Origin of the sequence: Aliihoeflea sp. (assembly GCF_052435475.1) — a bacterium.
Lineage (GTDB): Bacteria > Pseudomonadota > Alphaproteobacteria > Rhizobiales > Rhizobiaceae > Aliihoeflea.
In genome coordinates, this window is sequence record NZ_JBQVMV010000010.1 from 1 (window position 1) to 20,091 (window position 20,091).

The 20,091-nt window shown below is 64.0% G+C and carries 20 protein-coding genes and 1 pseudogene; 8 read left to right on the forward strand and 13 right to left on the reverse strand.

Translation table 11 applies throughout. From position 1 onward, the window contains the following. A pseudogene (locus ACT6QU_RS12315) lies at positions 1 to 200 on the forward strand (IS91 family transposase); the annotation flags it as partial. A gap of 350 nt (positions 201 to 550) precedes the next feature. On the opposite strand, the gene ACT6QU_RS12320 reads toward ACT6QU_RS12315, so the two are convergent. The 8 genes from ACT6QU_RS12320 to ACT6QU_RS12355 all read right to left on the reverse strand — a co-directional run bounded on the left by ACT6QU_RS12320 (position 551) and on the right by ACT6QU_RS12355 (position 4,744). Further along, complete coding sequence (locus tag ACT6QU_RS12320) at positions 551 to 727, reverse strand: EAL domain-containing protein (protein ID WP_137387896.1); 177 nt, start codon at positions 725 to 727, stop codon at positions 551 to 553. Continuing rightward, entirely contained in the window at positions 714 to 980 is a 267-nt protein-coding gene (locus tag ACT6QU_RS12325; RefSeq protein WP_305883899.1) for an EAL domain-containing protein, read from the reverse strand. The genes ACT6QU_RS12320 and ACT6QU_RS12325 overlap by 14 nt, the downstream gene beginning before the upstream one ends. A 126-nt stretch (positions 981 to 1,106) precedes the next feature. After that, on the reverse strand, positions 1,107 to 1,295 hold the full coding sequence (locus ACT6QU_RS12330) for a hypothetical protein (protein ID WP_444836880.1): 189 nt from the start codon (positions 1,293 to 1,295) through the stop codon (positions 1,107 to 1,109). Between the two features lie 314 nt (positions 1,296 to 1,609). Then, positions 1,610 to 2,287 (reverse strand): exopolysaccharide biosynthesis protein, encoded by a 678-nt coding sequence (locus tag ACT6QU_RS12335; RefSeq protein WP_444836881.1) that lies wholly within the window; start codon positions 2,285 to 2,287, stop codon positions 1,610 to 1,612. Between the two features lie 359 nt (positions 2,288 to 2,646). Then, positions 2,647 to 2,952 carry a hypothetical protein gene (locus ACT6QU_RS12340; protein WP_444836882.1) on the reverse strand — a complete coding sequence of 102 codons (306 nt, stop codon included), beginning with the start codon at positions 2,950 to 2,952 and terminating at the stop codon, positions 2,647 to 2,649. Positions 2,953 to 3,059: 107 nt separating this feature from the next. Further along, on the reverse strand, positions 3,060 to 4,067 hold the full coding sequence (locus ACT6QU_RS12345) for a TerC family protein (protein WP_252928981.1): 1,008 nt from the start codon (positions 4,065 to 4,067) through the stop codon (positions 3,060 to 3,062). A 139-nt stretch (positions 4,068 to 4,206) separates the two neighbouring features. Further along, complete coding sequence (locus ACT6QU_RS12350; protein WP_252928979.1) at positions 4,207 to 4,494, reverse strand: hypothetical protein; 288 nt, start codon at positions 4,492 to 4,494, stop codon at positions 4,207 to 4,209. A gap of 10 nt (positions 4,495 to 4,504) precedes the next feature. Then, the gene (locus ACT6QU_RS12355) at positions 4,505 to 4,744 is read right to left on the reverse strand and encodes a DUF465 domain-containing protein (RefSeq protein WP_444836883.1); all 240 of its coding nucleotides are present in this window, start codon (positions 4,742 to 4,744) and stop codon (positions 4,505 to 4,507) included. A 100-nt stretch (positions 4,745 to 4,844) separates the two neighbouring features. Here ACT6QU_RS12355 and ACT6QU_RS12360 point away from each other — a divergent pair, with 100 nt between their 5' ends. Continuing rightward, positions 4,845 to 5,756 carry a LysR substrate-binding domain-containing protein gene (locus ACT6QU_RS12360; RefSeq protein ID WP_090597683.1) on the forward strand — a complete coding sequence of 304 codons (912 nt, stop codon included), beginning with the start codon at positions 4,845 to 4,847 and terminating at the stop codon, positions 5,754 to 5,756. Here the strand turns inward: ACT6QU_RS12360 and ACT6QU_RS12365 are convergent, their stop codons facing one another. After that, positions 5,757 to 6,650 (reverse strand): LysR family transcriptional regulator, encoded by an 894-nt coding sequence (locus tag ACT6QU_RS12365; protein ID WP_444836884.1) that lies wholly within the window; start codon positions 6,648 to 6,650, stop codon positions 5,757 to 5,759. It lies immediately after the preceding gene. Between the two features lie 103 nt (positions 6,651 to 6,753). On the opposite strand from ACT6QU_RS12365, the gene ACT6QU_RS12370 reads away from it, so the two are divergent. The 5 genes from ACT6QU_RS12370 to ACT6QU_RS12390 all read left to right on the forward strand — a co-directional run bounded on the left by ACT6QU_RS12370 (position 6,754) and on the right by ACT6QU_RS12390 (position 13,285). Continuing rightward, complete coding sequence (locus ACT6QU_RS12370) at positions 6,754 to 8,325, forward strand: proton-conducting transporter transmembrane domain-containing protein (RefSeq protein WP_444836885.1); 1,572 nt, start codon at positions 6,754 to 6,756, stop codon at positions 8,323 to 8,325. A 23-nt stretch (positions 8,326 to 8,348) separates the two neighbouring features. Continuing rightward, on the forward strand, positions 8,349 to 10,772 hold the full coding sequence (locus ACT6QU_RS12375) for a YbcC family protein (RefSeq protein WP_444836886.1): 2,424 nt from the start codon (positions 8,349 to 8,351) through the stop codon (positions 10,770 to 10,772). Continuing rightward, a complete protein-coding gene (locus ACT6QU_RS12380; RefSeq protein ID WP_444836887.1) occupies positions 10,769 to 11,674 on the forward strand; it encodes a DUF6671 family protein in 906 nt (301 codons plus the stop codon). The genes ACT6QU_RS12375 and ACT6QU_RS12380 overlap by 4 nt, the downstream gene beginning before the upstream one ends. Positions 11,675 to 11,695: 21 nt before the next feature. Next, positions 11,696 to 11,914: a hypothetical protein gene (locus ACT6QU_RS12385; protein ID WP_090597679.1), complete on the forward strand. Its 219-nt coding sequence runs from the start codon at positions 11,696 to 11,698 to the stop codon at positions 11,912 to 11,914. Positions 11,915 to 12,253: 339 nt separating this feature from the next. After that, complete coding sequence (locus ACT6QU_RS12390; protein ID WP_444836888.1) at positions 12,254 to 13,285, forward strand: IS110 family transposase; 1,032 nt, start codon at positions 12,254 to 12,256, stop codon at positions 13,283 to 13,285. Positions 13,286 to 13,758: 473 nt separating this feature from the next. On the opposite strand, the gene ACT6QU_RS12395 is transcribed toward ACT6QU_RS12390, so the two are convergent. Continuing rightward, entirely contained in the window at positions 13,759 to 15,261 is a 1,503-nt protein-coding gene (locus tag ACT6QU_RS12395) for a DUF6600 domain-containing protein (RefSeq protein WP_444836889.1), read from the reverse strand. A 423-nt stretch (positions 15,262 to 15,684) separates the two neighbouring features. Here ACT6QU_RS12395 and ACT6QU_RS12400 point away from each other — a divergent pair, with 423 nt between their 5' ends. After that, positions 15,685 to 16,746, forward strand: a complete 1,062-nt coding sequence (locus ACT6QU_RS12400) for an AI-2E family transporter (RefSeq protein WP_444836890.1) — start codon at positions 15,685 to 15,687, stop codon at positions 16,744 to 16,746. 284 nt (positions 16,747 to 17,030) lie between these two features. On the opposite strand, the gene chrA is transcribed toward ACT6QU_RS12400, so the two are convergent. The 3 genes from chrA to ACT6QU_RS12415 all read right to left on the reverse strand — a co-directional run bounded on the left by chrA (position 17,031) and on the right by ACT6QU_RS12415 (position 20,068). After that, positions 17,031 to 18,422: a chromate efflux transporter gene (gene chrA, locus ACT6QU_RS12405; RefSeq protein ID WP_444836891.1), complete on the reverse strand. Its 1,392-nt coding sequence runs from the start codon at positions 18,420 to 18,422 to the stop codon at positions 17,031 to 17,033. Between the two features lies 1 nt (position 18,423). After that, positions 18,424 to 19,242, reverse strand: a complete 819-nt coding sequence (locus tag ACT6QU_RS12410; RefSeq protein ID WP_444836892.1) for a chromate resistance protein ChrB domain-containing protein — start codon at positions 19,240 to 19,242, stop codon at positions 18,424 to 18,426. 109 nt (positions 19,243 to 19,351) lie between these two features. Further along, positions 19,352 to 20,068, reverse strand: coding sequence for a HoxN/HupN/NixA family nickel/cobalt transporter (locus ACT6QU_RS12415; RefSeq protein WP_444836893.1), 717 nt, complete (start codon positions 20,066 to 20,068; stop codon positions 19,352 to 19,354). Positions 20,069 to 20,091 lie beyond the last annotated feature (23 nt).

Here is a 20,091-nt window from a genome sequence, read left to right on the forward strand (position 1 = left end):
AGGCAAGCCTGGCGCTCGCCCGCGAACTCTTGGGCGTCGCCACGCCGCCCAACGCCGAGACACCAGCCGAACCGGACGACTACCGCCCGCCATGCCCCTGCTGTGGCGGACGCATGATCATCATCGAGATGTTCGAACGCCGGAGACAGCCGCGCGGACCGCCGCACGCATCGACGACGAGCCGGGAGAACGCTCCATGACCCGGCATGGCATGATCCAGCTTCAAGCAGCAGGCGCTCCGCTTCCGGCAACGGACCCGCGCGCATCTATGGTGACTGTCGCCGCCGACATGGTCGTGACGAGCAGGGTGCGGGGCCGACAACACCGCGCGGCGGCGCAAGAAAGCCTTCAGTCCGCATCCATCCTGGTGCTCCCCAGCAGCGGTCGAGCCATCGCCGACATCGGCCGCAGTTCGAAATCCCCATAGCCGCCGACCGTGGACCGCGGGTTCCTGCATGAGAGGCTTTCGTACGCCTGCCGGCACCCGAAACCCTTCACCATGTCGGTCGTAGATGCCAGCTTTGCCTGCGCCCAGAAGCGGTCATTCACGCTAATGGCGGCAGTTGTCGAGGAGCGTGCCTTCGGTGATCTCCAGATCGAGCCGCGACGGCGCGAGGCCGGACGAAGCGACGGCCGACAGGACCGTTTCGGCAAGCTTTGCATCTTTGAACTGCAGGGGCGGGATATTGACCGAGACCGGACAGCGTTCCGTTCTAGGATGCTGCATCGCGCGTCGCCGTTCGCAGCACCCATTCGCCGATCGCCGGCATCCGGCCTATTGCCCCGGCCCACGTTATGAAACTGGCCGGGGTCACCGCCGTTCCGTCCGAACGGGTCCACCGAAGCAGAGCTTCGAAGCCCGTCACGGTTGCGGTCGCAAGGTCGACCTGCGGTTGGTAGACAAGACTGAACTCCTCAAGCGCCAGCGCGGCGCGCAAGGCGCTTTCCAAGCCCCGGCGCGCCTCCACCGCGTCTTTCATGCATGGATCGAAAAAATCGATGACAGCCGCGGCCGCCCCGTTTGGCCGCATAGAGCGTCAGATCGGCGTTCGAGATGTTTCGGAAACATCCGAGCACGCGTCGCCCATGGCCACGCCGAGGCTGGCTCAGACATTCACCGAACGCCCTTCGATGATGTACGTCCGCGACAAGAGGTCGACGAGGCGGCGCGCCATGCTTTCCGGCGACATTTTGTCGAACTCCGCTTGCATTCCGACGAATTCGTCGCCGTCGAAGCGCGCAACAAGGCCCTCGTCCTCGCACAGCTTTATAAGGCGGGCGCCGGCCAGTCGCACAGCGGGGCCCCGCCGGATGGCCGAGCGGATCGTTGACGAACTTGAACCTGTCGAGGTCGATGTAGTGGCTCGTAGGCGAGGATTTCCGCCAGATCAAGCCCCGGCCACCAGAGCGGCGAGTACAAGTCGGGCATAGGGCGGCGCGCCGCGATTTTCTCAGGCTCTGAGCGATCCTACGGCCAATCCCAACCGGCGTGCCAACCCATTGCGGTCGGTTGCGAGGCTCTTCAGCGCGGATTCGACTTCTTGATGAAACGTCCTGTCCATGGAGCTTTAACGCCGCACGCCCGTTCGGGCAGAATGATTGCTTGCGATTAGCCCAATAGCGGCCAGATCCGGGTCAGAAGTTCACCCCCAAACCAGAACACGAATGCGACCCATGCTGCTGCCACGATGGCAGCGACAAACGCAAGAACAAGTGCAAGCCCGTCCCGGAAGATCAAGGCAAACGCGATCATGGCGATGGCCGCGACGGGCGGCACGTTGCCGAAGGGTATCGGCAGTCCAATCATGATGGACAGGGGCAAGATGACCATTGCCGCAAGGCGGGTGGTGCGTCGTCCGGCGAGCCGTTTGAACCGACCCGGCGAGTGCAGATTTTCAATCGTGACCAGCCAGCCTCGCGCCCGGGTGGCTCCTTTCACCAGCAAGTCCGCCTGGATGGACCGACGTCTCATAGCGGCCGGCAGCCAGGGCCTCGGGCGACCGACGATCATCTGGATCGCCAGGATCGCGACCACCGTGCCGAACACCATGCCGTACGGGCCCGGGATGGGAATGAGCGCGGGAAGCACGAGGATGAGAACCAGCATTGGAAACCCGGTCGCACCGAGCTGGTCGACCACGTCACCGACGGAAACGCGATCGTGATCGGCGAATGCAGCTAGCAGATCGTCAATGACGCCTGACGCGGTGGACAGAACAGTGCCTTCTGCTGCGGCAGCTGCCCGACGATCCGGTCCTCGTTCATGAGACATTGCAAGTCGGGACATGGATGTAGGCTCGCGCTGTTTTTCCGGCATTTTGTACAAGGTCCAAGGCCAGCCGGATTGCCGCCAGTGCGCCGGCACAGGCCGTCGTAAATGCCGCGCGCGTGTTGAGCATCTGAGACCGGTTCAAGGCGACGACCAGACGATTGATGTCCGCTCAGTCCCTCGCGCCGCGTGATCCGCCTGACCCGGTGCCGGCCGGATGCCTACCAGAGCCATGCGGAAGCCATCGCAAAACCGACGATGGATAGATCGAGTATCGTAGAGAGGTTATGCATAGTCGGCTGCTCTTTTTTCCGTTGCCGCCTTGATCGTGGGCGCTGGTCGGCGAACGAATTTCCGCCCGCGGTGAAGCACTGCGCTTACCCACTGGCGCCTTCCTGTGGCTCAAGAAACGGCCGAGCGGCGTCGATGGCAGCCGCGCATTCCGGTGCAGCTTCGGCGAGAAGCGTGGCCGGGTCGGCAAAGCCGATCCAGACGCCGAATGCGTTCGATGTCGCCCACCACAGATCGTCCAAGGCGCGTTTGACGATCTGCGGTCCGTGCTCGGTTGCACAGGCGATGATCGAGGCCACCACCTCCTGCGGTGCGCGGGTATCGGCAAGCGACCTCGCGATGTCCTGCTGAAGCGGTTCGAGAAGAAGAAAGGTGATCACGGCGACCAGCATGTCATGCATTGCTTCAACTCCTTGCGTTCGAACGTGTCGAATTGAATTCCAAGTGCGCCATCCGGCAGCCCTGGCGCTGAACTACTGTCCAGCGCCGGGGCTGAGCCTCAGGGGCGCGGCAGTTCTTCCGGCCCGGCATGCGGCGGCTGCGACCGCGTCTTGACCAGGCTCCAGATGACGCCCGACGCGATGATGGCGAAGGTGATGCCAAGCGAGAGCGCGGCGGGGAACTTTTCGAGACCGAGCAGGTCAGCGACAAAGATTTTCGACCCGATGAAGATCAGCACGATCGCCAGCGCCGGCTTCAGATACTGGAAGCGGTGGATCATCGCAGCGAGCGCGAAGTAGAGCGCGCGCAGGCCGAGAATGGCAAAGATGTTCGACGTGTAGACGATGAACGGGTCCGTCGTGATGGCGAAGATCGCCGGTACCGAATCAACGGCGAAGATCACGTCGGCGATCTCGACCATCACGAGCGCCATGAAGAGCGGCGTCATGAACCAGACGAGCTTGCCGGTCTTCGGATCGGGCTTCTTGACGAAGAAGTCCTGGCCGTGGTGCTCGTCGGTGACGTTGAAGCGACGGCGCAGGAACCCGACCACGGGATTGTTGCCGATCTCGGGCTCCTTGTCGCCGATCCACAGCATTTTGATGCCGGTGATCACGAGGAATGCGGCGAAGATGTAGAGCACCCAGGAGAACTGCGAGACGAGAGTCGCGCCGAGGCCGATCATGATGGCACGCAGGACAATGACGCCGAGGATGCCCCAGAAGAGCACGCGGTGCTGGTATTTGCGGGGTACGGCAAAGAACGAGAAGATCAGCGCGATGACGAAGACGTTGTCGAGCGCCAGCGTCTTTTCGACCACGAAGCCGGTCAGATAATTCATTCCGGATTCCGCACCGAGCTGCCACCACACCCAGCCGCCGAAGGCGAGGCCGAGGGTAATGTACATCGACGACAGGATCAGGCTTTCGCGCACCTCGATCTCGTGATTGTCGCGGTGAAGCACGCCCAGATCGAAGACCAACAGCGCGATGACGATCGAGATAAAGCCGAGCCACATCCAGACCGGCTTGCCGAGCCAGTCGGCGAACAGAAATGCAAATTCCACGTGAACTCTCCGGCCGGTCGTCCACGGTGAAAAAATGTCCGACATCGCGAGAGGACCGGCATCTCTCGCCAGAGGGGCCCGGACTTGGGCAATGAACATGTCCGCCGCCGATCCCACAGGATCGGCGGCGGTAGACCAGCTAGGTTGCGGCCGAAGTCAAACGGCGGATCAGGACGGTCACAACGCCCAGGATCGCGACGCCGACAACCCACACGATCGCGATCAGCGGTCCGTCAAGCGGCGCAGCGATCTGTGCGAACCAGGCGATCAAGCCATCGGCAGCGTCCATGCCGGCCATCCAGCCGACTGCCGCCTCGACGGCGGCATAGGCGGCAAGCGCGAGTAGCGACCATGCGACGATCAGGGCAACACCGCCGTAACCGACGACGCGGCTGAGCTTTGTCGCCTGGCGCGGTTGAAGGTGCATGGATGCGCCCTCACGCCCGCGGCCGCGCCATCGCCGGGGTGAAGGACCTGCGGCGAATTACGGGGATGACTGTCGCCTGCCCTTCCCGATTGAGCCGCTCGAGATACTCGATCTGCTCGCGAAAGCGCAGCTTGAGCTTCTTCAAGCCGTAGAGCTTCAGGCTGTCAGGCGCGGGACGCGCCTGCTCGCGCTCGATACGGGCCTGAATTTGCGCACGCCGATTGCGCAGCGAGCTCAGGAACGGGTCCATGTTGATACCTCCTTGTTGACCACGAGGCTGATTTGGATATCCCTTCGCGATTGCGCCAATTGATTGTTGAAATCGCCATGATAGTCGTCAACTATCAGCCATGCCGTTCCGACCAACCCTGCGCCAGCTCGAATATGTCGTCGCCCTTGCCGAATGCGGTCATTTCGGCAAGGCCGCCAAGCGCTGCCATGTCTCGCAACCCACGCTGTCCGTTCAAATTGGGATCGTCGAAGAAAATCTCGGCATCCAGCTCTTCGAGCGGACCTCGGCAGCGGTCCTGATCACGCCAGCCGGAGAACGCTTTCTCCATGGAGCACGCGTTACGCTTGCCGCGATGACCGATCTGATGGATGCCGTCGCGCAGGACAGCGCTGCCTTGGGCGGTGTCGTCAGGCTGGGTACGCCTCCCAGCTTCGGGCCGTACTTCCTGCCGACCTTCCTGCCGCCCCTCCACCGGACATATCCCGACCTCAGAATCTATATCGTCGAGGATCGCCCTGCCGCGATCGAAACCTCTGTCGCCGAAGGCACGCTCGATTGCGGTGTCGGCCCCTCATGCGGCGAGCCCTCCTTGACCTTCATCCCGATTGGCAGCGAGCGGCTTTATCTCGGCGTGCCGGCCGATCACCGCTTTGCGCAAAGGCGATCCGTTGCCATGAAGGAGCTGGCAAACGAACGCCTTCTGGCACTGGGGAGCGGCAACCGTCTTTTGGAAAATGTCCAGCACCTGGCGAAGGCGTCGGGTGCGACGGTCGTCGACGACTATGTCGGCACCAGCCTCGACGCGATCCGCCAAATGGTCTCGATAGGTATGGGCTGTTCCCTGTTCCCAGAACTTTACGCACGGGCGGAGTTCCGCAACGCGGAAGACGTGCATCTCCTTGAGGTGAGCGACTGGCGCGAGACCCGCGAAGTCGGGGTCTACTTCAGGACAACGGCCGGCCGCGCGGCGCATTTTGAGGAACTGGCCAAAAGGGCCAAGGATGCGGCACAGGCGCTCGGCGTCGGGTAGCTAAACGACTCCGATCTGCGCCGAGCCCTGCTGCAGGAGCATTCGCAAGGCCGGGTTCGGAAAACGCCGTTCCATCGTCACGGCAAAGAAGGTCTCCGTGATCCCCAGCGGCTCATCGCCCTCGACGAGGAGGCCGGCCGCCAGCTCGTCCTTGACGACGATGGGCGGCAGGACGGCAAGGCCGACATCTTCGCGGGCCAGAAGCCGCATCATCGCCATGTCCTCGACCTCCGCGACGATCTGCGGGCGCACCATCAGGCGATCGGCAAGAGCGTCGAAGCCGGCGCGCACGCTGCTCTCCAGCGTCGGTACGATGACGGGATGGTCGCGCAAAAGATCGACGAGGCCCGCTCTGCCAAAAAACCGATCCGGCGTGCCGACGAGGCCGACTGGCTGTTCAGCGATCCGATGCGCCACGAAGGGCGTCAGCACATCGCGCGCGGGCGCGTGGTTGATCAGGACGACGTCGAGGTTGAGCGATTCCAGCGCGCGCAACAGTTCGGCAGCGCCGCCGGAGCGCAAGACGAGCTCGATGTCGGTCCGACCGAGAACGGGCCGCAGAAACTCCATCTGGAAGTTGCGCGACAAGGTGGCCAGAGCCCCGACCCGCAGGGCCTGACGCGCCTTACCCGTCTCCCGAAGCGTGCCGAGCAACTCCTCTCCCGTGGCGAAGATCGCATCGGCATGGTCGAGCGCGATGCGGCCGGCTTCGGTCAGATGAAGCTGTCGTCCGCGCCGGTCGAAGAGCGCATGGCCGAGCTGCTCTTCAAGTTTGCGGATCTGCACCGAGAGCGCTGACTGGGTCAGGTTCAAGCGCGCGGCCGTGCGCGTGAGGTTGCCGTCGTGGGCGACGGCCCGGAAATACCGCAGATGGTGATAATTGAGCGCTGCCATGCCGTTCGATAATAGCGAACGGAATTGAGCAAACAATGCATTTTCTTTCGGAACGCGGCTCGGCTAGCAGCAGGGTGTCGCCACCGCACCCAAGGAAACCACCTTGTCGCTCAATCTGCTGCCGCTCGCCGCACCGCTGTTCCTGCTTCTCGCCGCACTGTTCGCGTCTTCGCGTCCGGGTCGAAGGGCCCCGCACGTAGCGGCCGTCGCCGAGCGAGCCGCCATGTCGGCCCTCGCTATCGCGGCCGGTTCGCTGGTTCTCCTACTGCTGCAGGGTCCGGGCGACAGCGCCCTCATAGGCTCGGCTGGTATAGGTCTCTCCGCGCGGCTCGACGTGATCAGCGTGACGATGCTGCTTCTGGTCTCCTTCGTCGGCTGGATCGTGCTGCGCTATTCGCGTACCTTGCTCGATGGCGAAGCACGGCAGGGCGCGTTCACAGGCTGGCTGTGCGCGGCGCTAGCCGCGGTCCTTCTCCTCGTTCAGGCCGGCAATCTCGTGCAACTGCTCGGCGCGTGGATCGCGACGAGCTTTGCGCTCCATCGCTTGCTGCTCTTCTATCCCGAGCGCATCGGGGCGCAGCGCGCGGCGCGCAAGAAGCGGCTCTTCGCGGTCCTTGGCGCCCTGTCGCTGGCAGGCTCGGTGCTGTTGATGAGCGTGGCCTTCGGCACGACCGATATCGCCGCGATCAATACCATGGCGCGGACCGGCGACGTTTCCTGGCACGCGCCGGCAGCGGCGGGGTTACTGGCGCTCGCGGCGTTGTTGAAATCGGCCCAATTCCCGACCCATGGCTGGCTGACCGAGGTGATGGAGGCGCCGACGCCGGTCTCGGCGCTGCTCCATGCAGGCGTCATCAATGCCGGCGGCTTTCTCCTCATCCGCTTCGCTGACGTGATGCTGCTCGCGCCCGGCGTGCTGGCGGTGCTGGCGATGGTCGGCGGCTTCACCGCCCTCTTCGGCGCACTCGTCATGCTGACCCAGCCAGCAGTCAAGACCTCGCTCGCCTGGTCGACCGTGGCGCAGATGGGGTTCATGATCCTGCAATGCGGGCTGGCGCTGTTCCCGTTGGCACTGCTCCACATCGTCGCCCATTCGCTCTACAAGGCCCATGCTTTCCTGGCCTCGGGCGGTGCCGTCGAGCAGGTCGCCTCGATCCGCCGGCCGGGACCGGTGGCCATACCAGATGGCGGCGCGGTCGCCCGCGCCTTCTTCATCGCGTTGGCGATCTATGGCGCGATCGGTGCAGCCTTCGGTCTTGGCTTCGGGTTTGAGCACAAATCACCCCAATCGCTCGCACTCGGCGCCATCCTCATCTTCGGCGTCGCCTATCTGCTGGCCCAGGGGCTAGCGGATGCCGCACCGCGCGCCCTGACGACAAGGACAGCAATTTACGCGACCGCAGCTGCCCTCGGCTACTTCGCGCTCCAGACGGTGGCCGAATGGCTGACGGCGGGCGTGCTGCCGGCGACGCCCGCGCCGGGGAGGCTCGAATGGACCCTGATGGCGCTCGCCGTCCTGACCTTCGGCCTGGTCGCAGTCGCGCAGGCGCTGTTCCCGCTCTGGGCGGGCCATCCGGCGGCTGCCGCCCTGCGGGTTCATCTCTCCAACGGGCTTTATGTCAACGCCATGCTCGATCGCATGCTGGGCGGCTGGTCCGTCCGCAAGCCCTCGTGACGCTCAAGGATCAGGAAAACCTCATGCTGATGACTGTACACAAGACCCCACTTCCCGGCTCCGAAGCAGTCATGGCTGCGGCGCACGGCGCAGCGCGCGCCATCCCGCCGCTCTGGCCGCTGGCGTCCAGCGTCGCTGTCAATCCGTTCCTTGGCCAGACGGGCGAACCGCTGGCTGTCGCCGCTGCGCGGTTGCGGCGGGTCGCCGGCATCCGGCTCAACATGCCGCGCGACTGGTATCGGGAGCGCCACCAAAGCGGCGAACTCACCGACGAAGATCTGGCCGAAGCGCTTGGAGCGGCGCCAGCATCAATGCGCCCAAAAACGGTTCCCGCGCTAAAGCAGGCATTGAATGTCGAGACGTCGGCGGCGCGGGCTTTGCCGACCGTCGCCGAGTTGGCGCGCGAGGCCAGCGGCATCGACTGGCAGGCCGTGGTCGATGAGCGCATCAGCCATTGGGCGGCAGGCTATTTCGATCAGGGCCAAGCGCTCTGGGCCGCAGCGCAAGGCCGCAGCGCCTATGCCTCCTGGCGCACCGTCGCCATGCATGACCTGACCCCGGAGATCGTCGGCCTTGCCCGCTTCGCCGGCACCGTCGCGGACGCTCCCGAAAGCGCCGAGGCCGCCCTGATCGACGCCGTCGAGACGCTCGGCCTGTCCGAGTCGGCGCTGGAAAGCTGCTTCCACCGCCTGCTGGCAAGCCTGGGCGGCTGGGCGCAGCTCGCACGCTATCGCCTCTGGAAGGCCGCACTGGCAGGCGGGACCGACAAGACGGTGATCGATCTCCTTGCCATTCGTCTCGTTTGGGAAGCTGCACTTCTGCGGCAATACGAGCACGAGATCGGCACGCAATGGCGCGAGACCGTGACCGCCCATGCCGAACCGGTCGCCGCAAGCGCGGAGGATCATGTCGATGCGATCCTCCAGGAGGCCGCTGAGCGCGCCGCCCAGAGGCAGCTGCGGGCCCTCTTCGCCGAACCGCGGCCCGCCGTGCCGGCTTCGTCGCGTCCCGCGATGCAGATGGCCTTCTGCATCGACGTCCGCTCGGAGGTCTTTCGCAGGGCGCTGGAAACGCTCGATCCCGGGATCAGCACGCTCGGCTTCGCCGGTTTCTTCGGCATGGGGATCGCGCACCGCCGCTTCGGCTCGGACGTGGTGGAAGCCCGCCTGCCCGTTCTGCTCCGGCCCGGTCTCTTCACCTGCTCGGGAGAGCAGACGCCTGAGACCGAGCGCGCGGATCGCACGGCACGGATCGCGGCCCGTGCCAAGCGTGCCTGGGGTCGCTTCAAGCTCGCCGCCGTCTCCTCCTTCGCCTTCGTCGAGGCGACGGGGCCAGTCTATGTCGGCAAGCTTCTTCGCGACGCGCTGGGGCTCACCCGCAATGCCGCACCGAACGACCCGGCGCCACGGCCGGCCGACACGATCGGCCTCGACCAGCGGATCGAGATGGCCGAAACCGTCCTCAGGGCCATGTCGCTCACCGATCGTTTCGCGAGGTTGGTGCTGATCGCCGGCCACGGCGCCAGTGTCGTCAACAACCCGCATGCCAGTGCACTCCATTGCGGGGCCTGCGGCGGCTATTCGGGCGAGGTCAATGCCCGGCTGCTCGCCTCGCTGCTCAACGCGCCCGACGTGCGCACCAGCCTTCTCGCACGCGGCATCGTGGTTCCCGAAGACACCTTGTTCCTGGCGGCCCTCCACGACACGACGACCGACGACGTTACCATCTATGACGCCGATCGTTCCTCGGTGGAGCACGCCGCGGACCTGACGGCGGCCAGGGGTTGGCTCCAGACCGCAGGCGGGCTCGCGCGGGCCGAACGGGCAAGGCGCCTGCCCCGCGCCGAGTCACAGGCCGATATTGCCCGCCGCGCCCGCGACTGGGCCGAGTTGCGACCCGAATGGGCGCTCGCCGGCTGCCAGGCTTTCGTCGCCGCGCCTCGGTGGCGCACGACGGGTTGCGACCTGGGGGGCCGGGCGTTCCTGCATGATTATGACTGGCGGCGCGACGAAGGCTTCGGCGTGCTGGAACTAATCCTGACCGCACCGGTCGTCGTCGCGAGCTGGATCAGCCTGCAATATTACGGCTCAACCGTCGCGCCGGAAGTCTTCGGCGCCGGCAACAAGCTCCTGCACAACGTCACAGGGGGAATCGGCGTCGTCGAAGGCAATGGCGGCCTCCTGCGCGCCGGCCTGCCCTGGCAGTCCGTCCATGACGGTAATGAGCTGGCGCATGAACCGCTGCGGCTCTCCGTCGTCATCGAGGCCCCGCAGAAGGCGATCACCGGCATCCTCGAGCGCCACGCGGACGTCCGGGCACTGCTCGACAATCGCTGGCTCCATCTCTTCGCCCTCGGCGAGTACGGCCGCATGGCCTGGCGTTACGCCGGCAACCTCTCCTGGGACGTAGCGGAGGTGGAAACCTTGCGACTTCAGGCGCACGCATGAAGACCTTCGTTCCGCAAGCTGTCGCCCTTGCAGACGCCGGCCACCGGTATTCACCCTATGCCGGCCGGCATGCCGTGCTCGCCACGATGCACGGAAAGGAGGAAGCAATCGCGCCCGTCCTGCGCGACCGGCTCGGACTGATCGTCTCGTCCGCGCCGGATATCGGCACCGACGCACTCGGCACCTTCACCGGCGAGATCCCGCGCGCCGGCACCATCCGCGAGGCGGCAATCGCCAAGGCGCGGCTGGGCATGAAGGCAACCGGCTTGCCGATCGGCCTTGCCAGCGAAGGCAGCTACGGCCCGCACCCGCAGATACCGTTCGTTCCCGGTGGGGTCGAGCTCATGGTGCTCGTCGACGACATGCGCGGCATCGTCGTCAGCGAGCATCTGATCGAGGACGCGCCGGTCTTCGGCCACGGTTATGTAGTTGCTGGCGACGATGTGACGCCCATCCTGGATCGTCTCGGCTTTCCCACGCACGCCTTGATCGTGAAGCCGGCCGAGAGCGGAGGTGGAGCAGGCAACATCCACAAGGGCCTGCGCGACAGAACCGCGCTCGAGCTGGCCGTCATGTCGGCTAAGGCGCAATCGGACGACGGCCGGGCGCTGATCCAGACCGATATGCGCGCCCACATGAACCCGACCCGGATGGCGACGCTCGGCCGCCTTGCCTCTGCTCTCGCCGAACGGCTTTCCGCGCTGTGCCCGGCCTGCCGCACGCCCGGCTACGGACAGGTCGATGTCGAGATCGGCTTGCCTTGCGAATGGTGCGGGACGGCGAGCCTCATGGTCCGCCACCGCGTCTTCGGCTGCGTCGCCTGCCCGCATCGTGAGAACCGGCCGCGCGGCGACGGGCTGACCAAGGCCGATCCGGGACACTGTCCCTTGTGCAACCCATGACCGGACGATGGAGAAAGGCCGATGACGAAAGCTGATGACGCGCCGCAGACCAATGACGAGCGGATCGCCTGGGTTCTGGCGCATCCTCGGATGAGCCCATGGCTGAAGGCGGCCCTCGAAGGCGCCAGGAAATGCCATCCGGTGGAAGTGCAAAACGATCTTGAGATTCTCAATCTGCTCCTGCGTGCGTATGTCGCCGAAGGCCTCGGCGCCAACGTGCGGAATTCGAACATGACGTGAAGTGTGTGGTGATAGGGTCAGTGGCGTCGCATCTGATGCTGGGGCCGGTCGGCTACGACCGTTTACGGCTTCCGTCCACCAGATTCTGTTGGCCGCAATGGGCCTACGCTGACCAAGCAAACTTTGCCCAACAGGGCAGTGCGGGAAAGGCAGCTAACCGCCAAGCGCTTCCAACAGCGGACCGTCCGGACTCGGCCCCGTTCGCGACGGAAATTGATTTCCGCCCGGTTAGTGACGCGGCTGGCATCGGACTTCGGGAAAGGGGTGATGGGGTGGACGCCCCCCGGCGGCATCGATGTGCCAAAGTGGAGGTGTTGAACACCACTTGAGGAGGCGCCCATGTCGGAAGTTACCACAATCGGTCTGGATATCGCGAAGAACGTTTTCCACGCGCACGGCGCAGATGCGGGCGGTAGTCCGCTGTTCAGCCGCAAGATCAGCCGTACGAAGTTGATGGAGTTTTTCGCTCGGCAGCCACGGTGCCTGGTGGCGTTGGAGGCCTGCGGCGGCGCGCATCACTGGGCCCGCGAACTCTCCTTGTTGGGCCACCACGTGAAGCTGATCCCTCCCGCCTATGTGAAGCCCTTCGTGAAGCGGAACAAGAACGATGCCGTGGATGCCGAGGCGATCTGCGAGGCTGCGCAGCGCCCGAACATGCGGTTCGTGGCGATCAAGAGCGAGGAACAGCAGGCCTCGGTCTTGGTGTTCAGAACCCGCGATCTGTTGGTGCGGCAGCGGACCCAGTTGATCAATGCGATCCGCGGTCACCTGACCGAGTACGGCTGGGTCGCGCCAAAGGGTCCGTCGCATATCGCGCTGCTAAGCGACATGCTCGATGGCGAGATGGGCTTATCGCTTCCGGCTGCAGCCACGCCCATGTTCCGCACGATGCTCAGCCTGCTGAAGGAGTTGAACTGCAAGATCGACGAACTGGACAAGGAGATCGCACGACGGGCCCGCGAGGATGTGATCGCCAGACGGCTCATGACCATACCGGGCGTGGGCCCGATCACGGCCACTGCGATTGCCGCCCTTGCCCCGCCGGCCGAGACCTTCGCCAGAGGACGAGACTTTGCTGCCTGGTTGGGCCTGGCGCCACGGCAGCTCTCGACAGGAGGCAAGCAAAAACTGGGGTCGATCACCAAGATGGGCGAACGAACTTTGCGGCGCCTTCTCATCATTGGCTGCAGTGCTGTCGTGCTTCAGGCGAGCAAACGAGGCGCGCCGGCCGGTTCATGGCTTGAGCAGATGATGGCTCGCAAGCCGCGTATGCTGGTCACGGTCGCACTGGCCAACAAGACGGCGCGCATCGTCTGGGCGCTTCTCACCAAGCAAGAGGATTACAAAGCTCCGGCTGCTGCTACGGTGTAAGCCAAGGCGGGCCAGAGGTCGTCGGAGACGGCGCAACAGTCGATGAGACGGGGTCGGAAAACCAGGGCTTTCCACTGTGCCTTGAGCACGCTGTGGGTGATATGGATCCGGTCCGCGAACTCCCATACGGGCCCGCAGCCTCTGGTGCTGCATCAGAGGCCGGACAGATGGCAGCATCCGGCTACGCCACCCTTCAAAAAACCGCTTGCGTCTTACGGGGCGTCCACAGATGGATTGCTGCCTGACTGCTTTGGAGCGGTAAAGTTACTAAAGCGGCCATACAGATGGCCGCTGCAACTGACAGCGATTGCGGCCGGTAGTCGGGGGCTCCGGGTCCTCATGGCATGGAGCATTGCTTGTGCGGGCTCAGGACACCACGCTGCACCACAAGCGAAAACTATCTAGGGTCTCGACGACGGAATTATTCTTCCGACAAATGCCGAGCCGGTCTGTGACCGGCCCGGCAAGAGTTTCTAGCAGGTTTCCTGGCCCTCGGGGCACGTCTTCGCGTCGGCGGGCTGTTCCGCTGGAACCGCTTCAGATTCTTCCACCGGAGCATCTTCTGCAGGGGCTTGTTCTACCGGCGCTTCTTCGGGCGCGGCTTCAGCCGGAGCTTCCGGGGCCGGCTCTTCCCCTTCATCGGGAGTGGCCTCATCCTCTGGCGCGATCTCTTCCGTCGGAGCGGCTTCTTCAGTCTGAGCGGGCGCAGTTTCCTCAGCAGGCTCGCCGTCGGTAGGGGCGGCTTCCTCTGCCTCAATCTCGGGCTCCGTCGTCACCTCTTCCGCCGCCGGAGTTTCGTCCTCCACAGGCTGCTCGTCCGTGCCGACTGGCTCTTCGACTCCCGGCTCTTCGGCCGCGGGTTCATCCTCAGCTGCCGCGTCGGTTGCCGGCTCTTCACCATCGACCTCGTCGGCAGTTGCGTCGCCCGTCGTCCCGTCCGAAGCAGGCTCTTGCCCAGTCGCGGCTGGTGCCGCAGGGGCCTCGTCGACAGCGCTTCCATCCGTCATCGCGCCACCTGTGGCCGGCTCGGCGGAATCGTCATCGACCTCGGCTGCGCTAGGCGCGTCGGCCTCGGCCGGAACCTCCTCCAGAATCTCGTCAATAATCGCAGGATCTTGGATCTGGTCTGCCGATTCCACGGCGTCGGTCGGCACTTCTTGCGGCTCCTCTTCGGAGATGTCCGCCTGGAATGCGACCACCTCGCCCTGCGATGCCGTCGCCTGATCGGGATCGTCGACGAATGTCACGTTGACGGTCTGCATCGGCTCGACGACAACATTCTCGATCTGCGTGATCTCGATTGGCTGGTTTATGACAATGTTCTGCTCGATCCGAATGTCGACGCGAGTTGTCGCCTCAGCGAGAATGACGGGGATCTGCGGGATCGGCTCGACATATTGCAAGATGGTCGGAGCCGAGACATAGCGCGTCTCGACGAAAACCCAGCTCTCTGCGACTGGCGGGCGGAACGAAGACGGTGCGCCCCAAGCGTAGCCGCGGCCTTCTGGCGCGATCGGTGCCCAGCCGACGTAATCACCCCCGGTTCGCCATGTCACCCAGGCCGGGGCCCACACATTGCCCGGCACCCAGTACCAACCGTAGGAGCGGCTATAGCCCCAGCGACCATAATGATATGTCGCCCAACCGAAAGGTTCGTCCGAGACCCAGTACCAGCCATAGTCGTCGGTATAGGCCCAATGCCCTTCAGTGTATGGCCGCCAATCGCGACTAAGGCCGGCAGGCACGAAGACGTATCCATGCGAGCCGTGTCGCGCCCAGCGCCCATGTGGAGCAAGGCGGTCGAAGAAAACGCCCACCGAAACGCGTGCCTGCGCTTCGGCTGGCGTTCCCAGCTGGAGGGGCACGAGTTCGCGCAAACCGTTTGCTTCAGGTGAAATGGTGTGAGAGGTAGGTCCGACCACAAGGGCCATGGCGGCAACGCCCGCCAACAGGGATGCTTTCGCTGTCCAGCGCATCGTATCGATCCTGCAAAAATCCGTCCCTTCAAGCCAACAACGCTTAGTGGCGCGAAAAAGTTCACGGTCCCGTGATCGCGGCGTCTGGGCCTGTTGATCGTTGTAGATCGAAAGAGCCGCCTGGACGGAAGGGACAATTAGCGTCCAAGCGGCTCGCAGTCGGGCTCTGCGGTCCATAAAGGCGTTGAGCACGGCGCTAAACGAAAGCGCAGCAAAACGGTTCCTCGGCAGAATGCCATAGCTCTGTTTCGTTGAAGTAGCGTTCGAGAGCGACTGTGAAGATGAGTTCGCGGGCCGCAAGATCGAAGCCGAGGTCTCGCTCTCCCTGATCCGTTGAGTTAGTTTCGCCTGCTGCGCAACGCCGCGTATCGCGGGGAGATGTTTTTGGAACGCAACCAGAATGGAGCGGCCCGCACGAGGCTGGTGTCGATAGACCGAGCCCTGTGGGTCATCGCGACGCTCATGATCCTGGGCGTGCTCTATGTCGCCCGGCTGTTTCTGCTGCCCATCGTCATGTCGGTCCTCTTCGCCTTGACCCTGAGCCCGATGGTGCGCGTTGCGCGCCGACGCGGCATCCCGAACGCAATTACCGCCTCGGGCCTCGTCGTGACGGTCTCTTTCCTGGCCATCGCCGCAGTCTATCTGTTGAGCGGACCCGTCGTCTCCTTCGTCGAACGCGCTCCCGTCATCATGCTGGAGGTCAATCGCAAGCTCGAACATCTGCGCGCTCCGCTAGAGAACGTCTCGCGCGCGAGCGAGCAACTCAGCGAACTGAGCGCCGGCGAGCCAGATCCCTCCGTCCAGGACGTCCGCATCCAGGAGCCGGGCCTGATCGTCGAGGCTGCCGACGAGATGCTGACACTTGGCGGCATCGCACTTGTAACGATCGTCCTGACCTTGTTCCTGCTCGTCTACAACACGCTCATCTACGAGAAGATCGTACAGGCTGTTCCCCGCTTTGCCGACAAGAAGGTCGCGGTGCAGACCATCCACGAGATCGAACGAGAAATCTCGCGCTACCTGCTTTCGATTACGGTCATCAATCTGGGGCTCGGCATCGCGGTGGCCGTGACCATGTGGCTTCTTGAAATGCCGTCGCCCTACCTTTGGGGCATCATGGCAGCGGCCCTGAATTTCATGCCCTATGTCGGCGCGATCATCGGCGCAGTTATTCTCGCTCTCGTGGCCCTGGTCTCAATCGATCCGGTCGGTCAGGCGGCGCTGGTTCCTCTCGCCTATCTCTTCCGGACCAGTGTCGAAGGCCAGTTCATCACGCCGGCAGTGGTCGGCAATCGCCTATCGCTGAACCCGCTGATCATCGTCATCGCGGTCGCGTTCTGGGCCTGGATCTGGGGCGTTGCAGGTGTCCTCGTCGCCGTCCCGCTCCTCATCATTGCGCGCATCCTGTCTGAGCAGTTGCCTGCGCTGGGCGCACTGGGTCACGCTATTTCCATGACAGTCGTCCGGCGGTCGGAAAGCGAGTGAGTTAGCACGTCGACTGCGATGTTCTGTGCCACATTGCTGATGTTGGCGCTTACGAGATTGTTCGGGTTGTCGTTCGTCGGTGCGACTGACGAACAATCGAACGAGAGACCCGAGAGAGCCGCGATGACCCAAGGGTTGATCAGTCCAATAGGGCCCGAATAGATGGCGGGGCAGTTCTGCGACGGGCTGCCTCCGGACTGCGGCAATGAGGTGGCTTCAGGTCAGTTAGTTTCGGCAACTATCACTTCAGAGCGGAAATCTCAGTGGATACCGCCAGGTGTCGTTCAGACGTGGATTGCCGCCCCCACGAGAGCACAGGCCAGCAGCACCTTGATCATCCCGAGTCTGAACCAGAATACCGCTATCACGGCGGCCGCAGTGAGCGCGAGCGCCATCCAGTCGAGCGTTTGGAGGAGTGGCACCTCGATCTGGGTTCCAAGGCCGCGCCAGGTCGTCAACTCGCCGAACAGGGCGTGGATTGAGAACCAGATGGCGAGGTTCATGATGACACCGACGACTGCGGCCGTGATCGCTGTCATCGCGCCCGTGAGTGCCACATTGTTGCGCAGTCTCTCGATGAACGGCGCTCCGAGAAATATCCAGAGGAAGCACGGGACGAAGGTGACCCAAGTCGTCAGGATCGCGCCGAAGGTCGCAGCCGCAAGCGGATGGAGACCACCCGCCTCGCGGTAGGCCGCGAGGAACCCGACGAACTGGACGACCATGATGAGCGGGCCAGGCGTCGTTTCGGCCATGCCAAGACCGTCCAGCATCTCCCCGGGCTCCAGCCAGCCAAGATTCTGCACCGCCTCCTGCGCGACATAGCCGAGAACGGCATAGGCCCCGCCAAAGGTAACGACCGCCATCTGGCTGAAGAAGACCGCGATCTGGCTGAAGACGTCGTCTTGGCCAAGGACAAGCACGAAAGCGGCGACCGGGACCAGCCACAGTGCCAGGAGAACGCCTGAGATGCGCAGCGACCAGCCGATATTCGGCTGGGCGTGGTCGGGCAGTCGGTCGCCAAGCGCTGTGTCTGTATCGGGAACCGTCGAGTCCTTGCCTGAACCATGCCCGCCGCCGAGGCGAAACCAGCGGGAACCCGACCGCCCGCCGACATAGCCGACAAGTCCGGCAGCAAGGATGATGACCGGGAAAGGAACGTTGAAGGCGAAGATGGCGATGAACGCGGCGATGGCGATAGCGATCATCGCCGGGTTTTTCAGGACGCGGCCGCCGATCCGCAGCACGGCCTGCAGCACGACGGCAAGGACCGCCGCCTTCAGGCCGAAGAACAGGCCTTCGACCACATCGACCTCGCCATAGATGACATAGACGAAACTCAAGGCGAGGATCGACAGGAAGCCGGGAAGAATGAAGAGGACGCCAGCGACGAGGCCGCCCATTGTCCGGTGCAGAAGCCAGCCGACATAGATCGCCAGTTGCTGCGCCTCGGGCCCGGGCAACAGCATGCAGTAGTTGAGCGCATGCAGGAACCGATGCTCGCCGATCCAGCGCTTCTCCTCAACCAGGATTCGATGCATCACGGCGATCTGCCCCGCCGGACCGCCGAAGCTGAGCGCCGCGATCCGCGCCCACACGCGGACCGCCTCACCGAACGGGATGTCGTGGCCTTGGCTTCCGGCGGCCGCCGGGTCGGTCTTGGTGATCTGATCCATTTCAGTTTCCCGCCGACTTCGTGTGCGGCCAGTTGTGGGTTTCGCCGGTCGCATCCCTGCACCAGCGATAGAAGGCGTCGTAGAGAAGCATCCCGGCATCGAGCTGTTCGAGATCGTCGGCATACATGCGCGACAGTCCAAGCGATGCCGCGAGAAGCCCTGGAGCCTCGGGTGCAAGGTCCGGACGCGCGGTATCCGCGCCCCGCACGATCGCGGCAAGCCGTAGCAGCGGTTCGGTCGCGAGGCCGAATTCCTCGATCATGATGTCGAAGGTGCACAGATAGCCGCGATGGCTCCAGAAGACGCCGTCGATATCGAAGGGTGCGCCGCCGAAACGCTCGGCCACCGCAGCGACTTCGGAGGGTGTGACGAACAGGATGAGGGCATCGGGATCGACGAACCGCCGGATCAGCCACGGGCATGCGATCCGGTCGATCTTCGGCCGCGCTCTTGTGACCCAGACAGTCCGCCCCTCGAGGTTCTGCTTCGGGCCTTTGTCCACCGGGACAAGCGGCTGGCGCGCGCCGCGCCATGCCTCGAAGCCTCCTTCGAGGATTTCCGCAGCGATGCCTTTTGCGCGAAGGAATGCCGCAACGCCTTCGCTCAGCCTGTGGCCCTGCTGGCAATATACCACGGCGGGGCCATGCACCTTTCCGATCCAGTCGGTAAACTGATCTGCGTTTCGGCGTCGTGCGGATGGGATCAGCCGGGGGTCTGCGCCGAAATCCGCGTCTGTGCGAACGTCAATCAGCGTCGGGCATTTCGGTGTGCCGACGAGCCGAGAGAGCTTTTCAGGAGAAATGGTGGTCGTCGAAGACATGTTGCGTCCTCCCGTTTCAGGGTTTCATGGACGCGATGCTTGGGCTGACGCCTCGTGGGGAGACCGCATGTCCCCATGGCTGAATCCCTTCCCCGTTAGGACCCGGTTGTCAAGTTGAGACCAATGTCCTGAACGCGATCAGGAAAAGGATCAGCCCAGCGAGTCCCTCAACAATCCGCCCCGTCCTGTCGAGGAGCAGCGGGCGCGAGGCGATCAAGGTGGCAATTCCTTGCCGGAAGATGATCGTCGCCCCCGCGACCACGGAAAGCGTCGTCGCGACGCCGAGCATCATCATTGCCGCAAAGGCCAACCCAGCCTCCGTGACGCCGCGGTGGATCGCGAAGATCATGACGAACAGCGTCAACGGACAGGGAATGAGCCCCGCAAGGAAGCCGACGAGCGCTCCCCTGTTCTTACCGATGCCGTCGAGGTGGCCACGAAATGCACGCCAGATCATCCAGAGCCCTATCAACCCAAGGAGTCCACGGCTGACATTTTCCATTGCGGGCGCGCGGCCGACGCTGCCCATTGCGATCGAGACGAGCGGAAGCGATAAGACGGCGATAATGACGGCCATCAGGACGTGGGTGAACGACAGCGTGAGCGACACCATGAGTCCGCGCGCGACCGACAGAGACGATCCGGCAAGATAGGTAGCGAGGACCGCCTTACTGTGGCCAGGCGTCAGCGCATGGACCGCTCCAAAGATGATCGCCATAGGCAGGAAGGTCGCGAGTTCGAACCATCCGCCACCCGCGGCGAACGCCCGGATCGTGTCTGCGAAGGTCAGGTAGATGTCGCGCTGGATGTCGACCAAGCCTTGCATGAACGCCGTCATCGGAACCGATC

Coding starts and splice junctions, on each gene's coding strand:
- ACT6QU_RS12410 (WP_444836892.1), bottom strand. CDS start 19,242: ATGTCTTCGACGACCACCATTTCTCCTGAAAAGCTCTCTCGGCTCGTC.
- ACT6QU_RS12390 (WP_444836888.1), top strand. CDS start 12,254: ATGTCGGAAGTTACCACAATCGGTCTGGATATCGCGAAGAACGTTTTC.
- ACT6QU_RS12335 (WP_444836881.1), bottom strand. CDS start 2,287: ATGTCCCGACTTGCAATGTCTCATGAACGAGGACCGGATCGTCGGGCA.
- ACT6QU_RS12395 (WP_444836889.1), bottom strand. CDS start 15,261: ATGCGCTGGACAGCGAAAGCATCCCTGTTGGCGGGCGTTGCCGCCATG.
- ACT6QU_RS12355 (WP_444836883.1), bottom strand. CDS start 4,744: ATGGACCCGTTCCTGAGCTCGCTGCGCAATCGGCGTGCGCAAATTCAG.
- ACT6QU_RS12325 (WP_305883899.1), bottom strand. CDS start 980: ATGAAAGACGCGGTGGAGGCGCGCCGGGGCTTGGAAAGCGCCTTGCGC.
- ACT6QU_RS12350 (WP_252928979.1), bottom strand. CDS start 4,494: ATGCACCTTCAACCGCGCCAGGCGACAAAGCTCAGCCGCGTCGTCGGT.
- ACT6QU_RS12380 (WP_444836887.1), top strand. CDS start 10,769: ATGAAGACCTTCGTTCCGCAAGCTGTCGCCCTTGCAGACGCCGGCCAC.
- ACT6QU_RS12415 (WP_444836893.1), bottom strand. CDS start 20,068: ATGCAAGGCTTGGTCGACATCCAGCGCGACATCTACCTGACCTTCGCA.
- ACT6QU_RS12320 (WP_137387896.1), bottom strand. CDS start 727: ATGCAGCATCCTAGAACGGAACGCTGTCCGGTCTCGGTCAATATCCCG.
- ACT6QU_RS12375 (WP_444836886.1), top strand. CDS start 8,349: ATGCTGATGACTGTACACAAGACCCCACTTCCCGGCTCCGAAGCAGTC.
- chrA (WP_444836891.1), bottom strand. CDS start 18,422: ATGGATCAGATCACCAAGACCGACCCGGCGGCCGCCGGAAGCCAAGGC.
- ACT6QU_RS12340 (WP_444836882.1), bottom strand. CDS start 2,952: ATGCTGGTCGCCGTGATCACCTTTCTTCTTCTCGAACCGCTTCAGCAG.
- ACT6QU_RS12365 (WP_444836884.1), bottom strand. CDS start 6,650: ATGGCAGCGCTCAATTATCACCATCTGCGGTATTTCCGGGCCGTCGCC.
- ACT6QU_RS12360 (WP_090597683.1), top strand. CDS start 4,845: ATGCCGTTCCGACCAACCCTGCGCCAGCTCGAATATGTCGTCGCCCTT.
- ACT6QU_RS12385 (WP_090597679.1), top strand. CDS start 11,696: ATGACGAAAGCTGATGACGCGCCGCAGACCAATGACGAGCGGATCGCC.